This window comes from Antarctobacter heliothermus (genome assembly GCF_900188425.1).
In the GTDB taxonomy this organism is placed as follows: Bacteria; Pseudomonadota; Alphaproteobacteria; order Rhodobacterales; family Rhodobacteraceae; genus Antarctobacter; species Antarctobacter heliothermus.
In genome coordinates this window covers 1-1,494 of record NZ_FZON01000144.1, presented here as the reverse complement: position 1 = coordinate 1,494, position 1,494 = coordinate 1, and the positions used below count along the sequence as shown (strand labels likewise).

Genomic DNA, 1,494 nt, shown 5'->3' with positions numbered 1-1,494 from the left:
CGTGATCGCCCTTCCTGCCACACGCAAGGTCAAGAAACCCGACCGCGCCCCGAAATCACACCGCACACGGACCGCCGGTGAATATTGCGGGATCAGGCAGTTGCCGCCCATATCGCAACTGGAAATGCGTGACCTGCCTACCAGAGGCCGGTGTCACGCCATTTTTCTCTTGGCTTTTAGCGCGAGGGTAAGGAACTGCCCGGACGTTAATGCATGGATTGTGGCTGCGCTGGACAAGCCAACGCACATGGCCGCCTCACTCGATCTGTCCGGAACGGCTAATCTTCTTCTGGACGCCGGTCTGGCTAGAATTGAATCTTGTGTAATCACAGGAAATGGTCTGGCCAGATTGGATCGGGAAGCTGACCTGACCACTCTTAAAGGCATTGCTCGGTTACTCCTGCGAAGCCGACCGCCAGGTTGGCTCAGAGCAGTTGTAATTGACGGTCGTTTGGCTCCGGAGTTCATCCCGCAACAAGACTTTGATGCGATCGCATGGCTAGGAGACGATCTTGAAGAGATCGTCGTTACTGCCCATCAACAGGTGTACGGCGCGACAGATGAACACTTACGTAAGCTGCTAGGCGACGCCGGAGAACTTGCGATAATGTCAGCCTTGCGTCGCGATGGCCACAATCCACGACATGTTTCGCTTATATCCGATCGCTTTGGCTACGACATTGAGCACAAAGAAGGGTTCCAAACCTTAGGACTGGAGATCAAAGCGGCTGTAAATGCCACGGCCGCCCGCGCACTCATCTCCCGCAACGAATTCGAAGTCGCGAAAAGGATGGGCGAACGATGGAAACTGGTCCAGGTGACCTTTTCATCGCGGGTTATAGCAAGTGGGCGCGCAACCTCTGGAGACGTAGAGAGGATACGCGAACTGGCTAGTCATTCACTCGTCGAGATGGCGCCAGTCGAGAACGAAGGATTTCGTTGGACTGAAGCCGCAGAAATTCGCCCCTCAGAAACTGAATGGAAGCCGAGCAACCTTCGAGTAGGAGAGGAGTTTGAAGTCTTACTATCCAGTGACAAAGTATAGCTTCGAGTGCACCGCGCAGGCGTGGCCAGGGGCTTTGACCCAAAGGAGGAAGGAACAAGAGAACCCTGCATCTGTGCCGCATGACATAGGTGTTTCGACGACAGTTCCGTTTGGCATCCGCGTGGCCGCTCTAAACGGACCGAAGCTGTACCGAGAATTAGCTATTTAATTCAGATACTTATGTCTATTCACCGAAACCGCCACAGTCATGAGGTCTGGAGAATATCGGTCCGGAGAGACCGCTTCCGACCGTCCTGGCGGCCGGGCCGGTGAACAGCCCCTCCGGCATAACCCTCGAAAACAACGGAAAAATCTGGCCGCAATCGGATCGGGAGAATATTTTGGTGAGGGCGTGTGGCGGAGGGAACGGGACCCCCGTCGAACCTTCTCTACCCTGTAGGTTTTTGAAAACGCTTTATGTTACGCTACATTGATAACTTAGATACTGG

The 1,494-nt window shown here is 54.3% G+C and carries 1 protein-coding gene; it reads left to right on the top strand.

Annotation, left to right across the window (positions count from 1 at the left end):
- Positions 1-1,045: protein NO VEIN domain-containing protein (locus CHB90_RS25940; protein ID WP_141135997.1), on the top strand; the 1,045-nt coding region annotated here is incomplete at its 5' end.
- Positions 1,046-1,494: the final 449 nt, after the last annotated feature.